Source organism: Carboxylicivirga sp. (genome assembly GCF_982718395.1).
The window spans coordinates 1-8,525 of sequence record NZ_CEXQWX010000218.1 but is presented as its reverse complement, the minus strand read 5'-3'; the positions used below and the strand labels follow the sequence as shown (position 1 = coordinate 8,525).

Sequence of the window (8,525 nt, the reverse complement as noted above, 5' to 3'; positions counted from 1 at the left end):
TCTGACTGCTTAGGTGTATCAAAATTCAGAATATCTGCCATAGTTGGCATTATATCCCAAAAAGCGCTTGGATGATCTGATACAGAACCCGCTTTGATCACTTTTGGCCATTTTACCACAAAAGGAGCCCGTATACCACCTTCATACAGGTCACGTTTATGACCTCTTAAAGGACCGTTTGAATCCCAAAAACGAGGGTCGTGGCCTCCCTCCAGATGCGAACCATTATCACTGGTGAACATCACTATCGTATTTTCATCAACTCCCAGTTCTTTCAGAAGCATCATTATTTCACCGACCTGATTGTCTAAATGCTTCATCATGGCTGCAAATCCAGCTATTGGGTTTATAACAGGCGGACAAAGTTCACCTGGTCCGGCACCATATCTGCCAATCTTCTCTTCAAATTGAGGAAATTGTTTGCGCCATTTATCATGCAAATGCTTAGGCGCATGCATTGCGGCATGAGGTATTGCAGTTGGTATGTAACAGAAAAACGGTTTATCATTCTTAACGCTGGACTTAATAAAGTCAAAAGCATCATTCATAATTAAGTCATGAATATAAGTACCTGAATCTAAAGGAATCTCTTTTCCATCTCTCACAATAGAAGATGGATAATAGGTATGCGCAATCATCTGGCTTTTCCACCCGGTAAAGTGATCGAAGCCATGCGTCAAAGGATTTTCATTTCCTGGATTACAAGTAATTCCAAGTCCCCATTTTCCATAAGCACCTGTTGCGTACCCTGCATTTTTAAATAAACGAGGAAGGGTAATCATCGTCGAATCCAATGCCCCTAACCCTTCAGTTCCCATGTTTCCTCGACAATGTACATGTCCGGAATGTTGGCCCGTCATTAAAACAGCTCTTGAAGGTGAGCATACTGTATTACCTGAATAATGATTTGTAAACCTTATTCCCTCCCTGGCAATATTATCAATATTGGGAGTTGATAATTTCTTTTGTCCATAGCACGACAAATCTCCATAACCCAGATCATCGGCAAGGATATATATTACATTGGGAAATTCTTCTTTCTCCTGTTTACATGAAACGATTAATAAAAACGTACTAATTGCCAGGAATTTGATATAATTTTTCATCATAACTTTCTTAAAAGAACAAACTATAAGCTTTATCTAAACTACTCATTTATAATTTTTACAACCATCCCTGGAACGGAAATGTCACCTGAATCATTCTCACTTGTTCCAATTTCATCAATTAGTTTACCTGGAATGGTAACACTAGCACTTCGAATAGAGACCTGATTAGTAATATTAATAGCCTTATTTGACAGCAAGTCCTGTGCATAAATCACAATATCTTCTGGCAAACGTTTACCAAAGTTCAAAGTCAATGACTTATAATGTCCAAATATCCCGATTGGATAATTAACCGTTGCTTCTTTAAGTGTAATATCCGCTTTGGGCTCAATCCAACTATTTTCTGGAGTTACTCGTCCCTCAGTTGTGATTGCTACTGCTCCATTTGGAAATTTTGAAGCCATTACATATGGAGCTAAATCATTGCTTCTTACTTCCGGAAGAGCAATATTCCTGGCCATAACGGCCGGAGCACTCTGACGCACCATCTTTCCGTGTGAAGCTACATACCACGTGTGCTCTTTCTGAAATTCAATGCTGTCAATCAGGTTGTTTGAAGAATAATTATAATCTCCGTAGCCAGCCTTCATCGGAGGTGCAATTCTTTGCCATATGGCCAATCGATCCATTTCGTTTAAGCGCTTATCCACTCGGCGATCACCAGCGATCTGCGCATGAAAATCCTTCCCATTATACATTCTGGGTGTATTCATAGGATGACGCTTAACTCCAACAGTCAGTCCTAAAGCTGCTGCAATATTACAATCATCTTGAATATTTAATAATGCAGTATATTCGGACTTCCCAGCTGTATATGCAAGAATATCGTGTACACGCCCTAAAGTTACAGTGCTTACCAATAATGGAGCTGCATCGTAAGTACGAAAAACATCTGTGTTTTTAATTACATCAAAAGATTTTATTGCCTTTTTAGATGTTTTATTTAATGTTGTCCCTGCATTTGATTGTAATGTTTGCTGTACCTGTTCTGTAACACTATATACTGAAGGGTAGTAATCTAATCCTTGAACATCCCACTTGGAATTTAATGGTCCGGTTCCGGTTATGTGCTCTAAAACCAACTCAGGATAAATCTCGTCCCTTATCTGAGTTGCATAGTAATGACCTATATCTCCTCCATCAATCTTCCAGTATTCGATTCCTGCATACTTGCTCCACTCTACCAATTGATGCATATACTCTTTTGTTGGATTACCACGATACCATAAACCAAGACCTTTCCAACCAAGTGCCTTAATATCGTTATTCATTTGTTTAATGCGGTCTTTGGGCTCCAAGTGAGCATATTTAGGAAAATCCAATGTATCCATAATACCCGTAAAGAAGGTATTATTTTTGATACGTTTATTTTGCCACCCATGGTCTATTAAAAAGTAGTAATCGCTTCTGGTTTTGGGTAAAATAACAACAGCCATACCATCTTTCCCAAACACACTTTCTTGAGTCAATTCATTACGAGCCGCACTATTGGTGTAAACATTTTTAGAGTCTGGATTATCGACCTTTTCACCTTTTTTTATTAAGTAATTCTGCCAATACCAGGTACACCAATAATTTGGCGAAGTTCCGGAAGATTGAGGAACTAAGTTTGGTGAATTGTTATTCGATGTACACCCCAATAAAAGCAGAATGCAAATTAGAGTTGTTATTCCTGTTTTTATTAAAACCTTGAGTAACCTTTCCCTTTTATGCACTTTTTTATCGATTTGCATTTTAATTTTAGTTTCAATTAGTAAGACTGGTTAAAAGATAAAACAATGGAAAAGTATATCATTTTTTTATACTAATTAACTGAACACTCATATTTTACCCATTAGTCCACCAATTTTCAACAATAATCCAATATTGATTTACTTTGGATAATATACCCACCTGAATACTTCCATGAAAAATGATGATAAAGTCAGAGTGCTGCTAATATAAAATGCATCTAAAACAGATTGAAGAAGGTACAATAGTTTGCTATTTGACCAATCACTATGCCACCTCCCTATCCTTTTAAGTTACCTCTATATTCTGATGCTGTTTTTTCCGTTATCTTCTTAAAAATCCTGCTGAAGTACTTATTATCCTCATATCCAACCTGATTTGCAATTTCCTTAATCGATAAATCTGTTTTTTCGAGAAGGATACAGGCTTTAGAGATTCTTTGCTTAATGATAAATTCATTGGGTGATAATCCTGTTAAGGCCCTGGTTTTCTTAAATAAAGCTGACCTACTCATTCCAATATCTTTAGCCATCCCCTCAATGCTTAGCGAATTTTCGGAAAGTCTTGAATCAATATATTCATTTATTTTCTGGATGAACTGTTCATCCGCAACTGAATGTGCTAAGTCAGTAAAGTCTGCCTTAATTCGTTTCTGAAATTGCTCTTTTATTTGCTTTCGAAGGAGCATCAGATTTTTAATTTGACTATCCAGAATATTGATTTCAAAAGGCTTTTGAAAATATATATCAGCTCCAATGTTCAAACCTTCCAAATGATTTCTCTCACCAGACTTAGCTGTTAAAAGTATGACTGGAATATGCGAAATCTCAACATTCGACTTAACTCGTTTACAAAACTCAAAGCCATCCATGACCGGCATCATCACATCAGATACAATAACATCCGGCATAATGTTTTTAACCATATTCAAGGCCTCATTTCCATTACTTGCAACATAGCAGTTGAATCGATTCTTAAAATAACCAAACAGATACTCTTGTAAATCCCTATCGTCCTCGACAATGAGCATTCTATAACTGTTATTTCCTGTTTCTTTTGAGTCCTTTGTTACTGCAGTAATCCCTTCTGTAATTATACTTTTATCAGGCTTTTTCTTAATATTTGGAATTTGCACACGAAAAATAGTACCAGAGGGTTTATTATCATGAACACTGATAATTCCACTATGCTGTGATACAATTTCTTTACAGTAAGCTAAACCAATACCTGAAGAGTTTTTAGATTGCTGACTGTGGTAATGGCGATCAAATACTTTAGTTTTTTCATCTTTCGGAATGCTTTTACCAAAATTCTCAACCTGCAAAATCAACTCTTTTTCACTTTCACACAATCGGATGGTGACATCACCTCGCTTTTCTCCATGTTTAATCGCATTGGAAACAAGGTTACAAATTAAGTCTTCAAGATATTCTGGTGAGCCTAATATTTCAGAATTATTTATCTGAGATATAAATTGAATTTGTGACTCATCTTGCTTCAACTCACTTGCAAACAGCTCAATTACTTTTGAGCAGATCATTGCTAAATCCACCACTTGCCTTGTAAATTCGATGGCTTTATTATCGGTTTCAATCTTAACACTTTTATTGATCAGCACTTGTAATCTGTCAACTGCGCGATTAACAAAGACTAATTCCGATTTTAATTGATCCTGTGTTACATCGGATTGCGACAATAACCTCTTGACGGGCGCAACAATTAATGAGAGGGGTGTCTTAAATTCATGTGCTAAATTGACATATAACCGCTCCTTATATGTCGCCATTTCATATTGTTGATGTCGTATCTCTTCTTCCCTTTTTCTATTTGCTTTCTTTCGTTCCCGTAGCAACATTATTCTCCAAAGCAAAGCAATACTCAATAGCGATAATATGATCATTGTTACATAAAATAAGCTAGACTTCCACCATGCCTTATCGATAGTAATTTTCAGCTTCTTAAAATGATCCGACCAAACACCATCTCTATCCGTTGCTCTAACCAATAGATTGTAATCCCCGGATGGTAAGTTTGTATACCTTATTGTTTTCTGATTCGCTCTTAAGTAATTCCATTTCTCTGATAGACCTTCTAATTTATATGCATAATAAGTGTTCCACTTCTCCGTAAGTTCAGTAGAAAAAATCTCTATTTCAATATTGTTTTCATCATGCGTTAATTGCAGGTGTTCTATATCATTCACATAAACACCTTTATAGTCTTGACTCTTCTCTTCCAAGGTACGATGGTTGATCTTTACATTAGAAAAAAACACATTTACAACTGGCTTTACATTAACTTCATCAACAATATTCATTTTAAGAACTTCTTCTTCTCCCCAGAAGAAATAATCAATACCATGCTGGATGGCTTTTTTACCAAAAAACTTAACCGGGAGTGAATTGTATTTTATTATCCTAATATCTGATCGATCGCCAGCGAAATGTAAAATTCCCCTGTCATAAGTAGCCCAACAATCTCCTTTCTTATCTATAATCAGTTCACTTAATCGGTAAATTTCTTTGTCCGGGAATACATACTCTCGTACTTTTTTTTGCTCTAAGTCAATTTGTACAAGCCCCTGAGAATCTGATACCCAAATGAGACTATCATTGGCAGCATTAATCTTCCAAATTTTACTTCCCCTTCTAACTGCAAATTCTGTATTTATAAATTCATGGTGATCTGAATCAACGCTTATTTTTAGTATTTGCTTTTGTGTGCCAAGGAGAATTTCATCGTTATGCAAAGCACTGATTGTTAATATAGAAAATTTCAGATTGGATAAATCAATCTCTTTAAGCTTTTTATAAAAACCATCGTCTAACTTAAAAATTAACAATTGGTTATTGTCTGATAAAGCAAACAAGTACAGCCCTGAGACATCAATCATCTTTATTTCTGACTGATCCAGTATAACTTGTTTGAGTGAACCGTTCTTAGTTAAGTAAATCAATCCCTTATCCGTGTATAGTATTAAGCATCCTTGTTGATCAAGAATTCCAAACTTAGCTTTAGAATCCTTGCAGAAAACTTCTGCCGTTGAATTATAAGAACTGGCTTTGAGAACCTGACCATCCTGATCTATCAGGTATATAAACTCATCTGTATGGCCAATAATACTCTTAATGTCATTAGCTTCAAGATCTGCAAAAGTGTTTAGCTTTTCAAACCGTTTATTACTTAATTTAAAGTAACACAAACCTGCATTTGTACCAATCCAGGTTTTGTTTCCATCAGCTAACAGAGATTTAACTTCAGGACCTGGCAAAGTGTTTTTTACTCCTTCAATGAACCCCACTTTTTGCTGTAGCTTAAATTCTTTGTCAAATACAAACATACCGTTATCTGTTCCGCACCAATATTGATTATTGAATGTCGTTAAACAATTAACTAAGGGGAGTTCAAGGTCTAAAGAATACTTTCTTATTAAATCAAAGGAATTATTATAAATACGTATTTCTTTAGCTCCATATAGATACAATTGACCATTCAAATTACTTGCAAAGCCAACATCTTTATGGATTTGTTCTATATCATTCTCAAAAACTTTATACAAGATGTTGTTATGATGCAGTAATAGGTTACCCCCAAACTCCATAATGGCAATCCTGTCACTTACATCAAATTTTATCTGATCATTTATTACAGATGAATTCCGGGATAATTGATCGTATTGATACACTCCATCACGTGTAATGTATACAATTAGATTATCATTGATAAGGAAATTCAAAATTCTGCTCTCTGCTTTAAACAGTTTCTCTTCTGATGTATCACTTTTGCAAACAAGTTTTCGGCCTTTGGCATAATATGCTTTCCCCTCTTCAAACTGAAGCTGAGATATCTTGTAAAACGTGCGGTTGGATTTGATGTTATAACCATCAAACGAGGCGTACCAGAAAGGTGTTACAATTAAAAGCTGACCATATTTATCCTTCTTGAGTTGAAATATTTCCCTGGAGTGCAGATCGTCAATAATAGGTATCTCGGTTAGCTTGATACCTGCATGAAACATCCTGGTATCAATGGACAAAACCTTATGAATTCCAATTACACATAGAAATAAAAGGATCAACATTTGCCTCATATCATAGCCATTAATAAATTGGGTTTATCGCTGCAATATTAGCTATTTTCTGATTTTCGTATGAAATTATCAGCCCAAATATGATACGATTATTTCGATTTATTATTTGAAAAGCCTGATTAGCTTTGAGATAGGAGCGTAACATTTGCTAATGCTATACAAAAAGAACGCTTTGAGCTAACTCTTATATTTTTATCCAGAGTCGGACAAAGCGTTCTTCCAGCTACCTATGAATTGATAATATTTTACAATTGGCTGTTTTTAACTAACTCGTAAATCTCTGAAACAGGAACAATCTGTTTTACCACCATCTGTGCTTCGTTTTCAGCTGCATTCAAAGCAAAAGTTGAAGATACCACACCTACAACTCTGCCATTATTATCCATTACCGGAGCACCACTGGAGCCTAAAGCAAAATCAGCTGTAATGCTCGCTCTCAGACTTTCTTTAACCGGTGATATATAATACCGGGTAACTTTACCATATGAGTAGGAATAATACTCCGTAAATGGGTGACTAATTAGGTGAACATCATGACTAATCGAGGCATCAGAAGAACTTATTTCTAATGGTTTCAAGGGCTTTCTAGTGTCAACTTTGAATATGGCTAAGTCCTTTTTCTCATCAATAGCATGAATTTTAGTAACCGGGAACACATTCCCTTTACAATCAACTGCAAACATGCCCAGGTATGTATTTTTATCGTCTTCTGTTTGAGCAAAAATATGATGATTACTCACGCATAATCCATCTTTACTTATAACAAAGCCACTTGATGTATTAGCATGAAAATTGGGACATTTATCACATAAATAAAGTTTGGCCATTATCAACACACCCTCTTTTTGTTTTTCATAGTCGAACGATTCATTTTTTGAAGCTTTAACCTTTTGTAAATCAAAGCTTCCACCTACATTTTTAAATAAATCCATGATACTTACTGCTTGACCATCCTCATACAGCTCTGAACATTTATTAATGACATAGTCCTTTATTTTACCATCATTTAAAACACCATCCTTGGTTGTTAATGGATTAGCACCTTTCTTTTCTCTTTGCTCCTGGGCAATCAAGGCCATATGAAGCAGTAAGCTAAAACATAAGACAATAAACATTTTTGAATTAACCCAATTAGTTGTAGTTCTTTGCATATTAAATCAGTTTATAAGTACATTACAACCATATTACCCATGAAACCTTTATTTAGGTGACAAGCAACCCTTAATTTCCGGATTAAAATCATAATCACTCGATTATGAATATTAATGATTAGATTCATTTTAGGATATATATAACTCACAATTCTAATGATCAGGTGACAAAAGCATAAAGAAAAAGCCGAATGATATATTGAACCATCCAGCTTAATTGAGGCATAGTCTGCTACCAACTACACCAAATCCACACATATTAACTTATTCGATCCATTCAAATTGTCCTAAATATCAAGGCTATTAAACAAGTCTATTAATCGAGGATCAGAAGGGCGGGGAGCTTCCTTTCTGACTATATTACCTTGCGGATCGATTAAAATAAAGCGTGGTACACCAGTTATGGAGTATTCTTTGATAAAAGTCGAATTATAATCTTTATCT

At 35.4% G+C, this 8,525-nt stretch carries 4 protein-coding genes; all 4 read right to left on the bottom strand.

Annotation, left to right across the window (positions count from 1 at the left end):
- Positions 1-1,106, bottom strand: a 1,106-nt coding sequence (locus tag AC4MRQ_RS23615) for an arylsulfatase (protein WP_491200194.1), incomplete at its 3' end; no start/stop codon positions are given.
- A 41-nt stretch (positions 1,107-1,147) separates the two neighbouring features.
- On the bottom strand, positions 1,148-2,842 hold the full coding sequence (locus AC4MRQ_RS23610; protein ID WP_491200193.1) for a hypothetical protein: 1,695 nt from the start codon (positions 2,840-2,842) through the stop codon (positions 1,148-1,150).
- Positions 2,843-3,120: 278 nt separating this feature from the next.
- Entirely contained in the window at positions 3,121-6,930 is a 3,810-nt protein-coding gene (locus AC4MRQ_RS23605; protein WP_491200192.1) for a hybrid sensor histidine kinase/response regulator transcription factor, read from the bottom strand.
- Positions 6,931-7,175: 245 nt separating this feature from the next.
- Positions 7,176-8,081 carry a S1 family peptidase gene (locus AC4MRQ_RS23600; protein WP_491200191.1) on the bottom strand — a complete coding sequence of 302 codons (906 nt, stop codon included), beginning with the start codon at positions 8,079-8,081 and terminating at the stop codon, positions 7,176-7,178.
- Positions 8,082-8,525 lie beyond the last annotated feature (444 nt).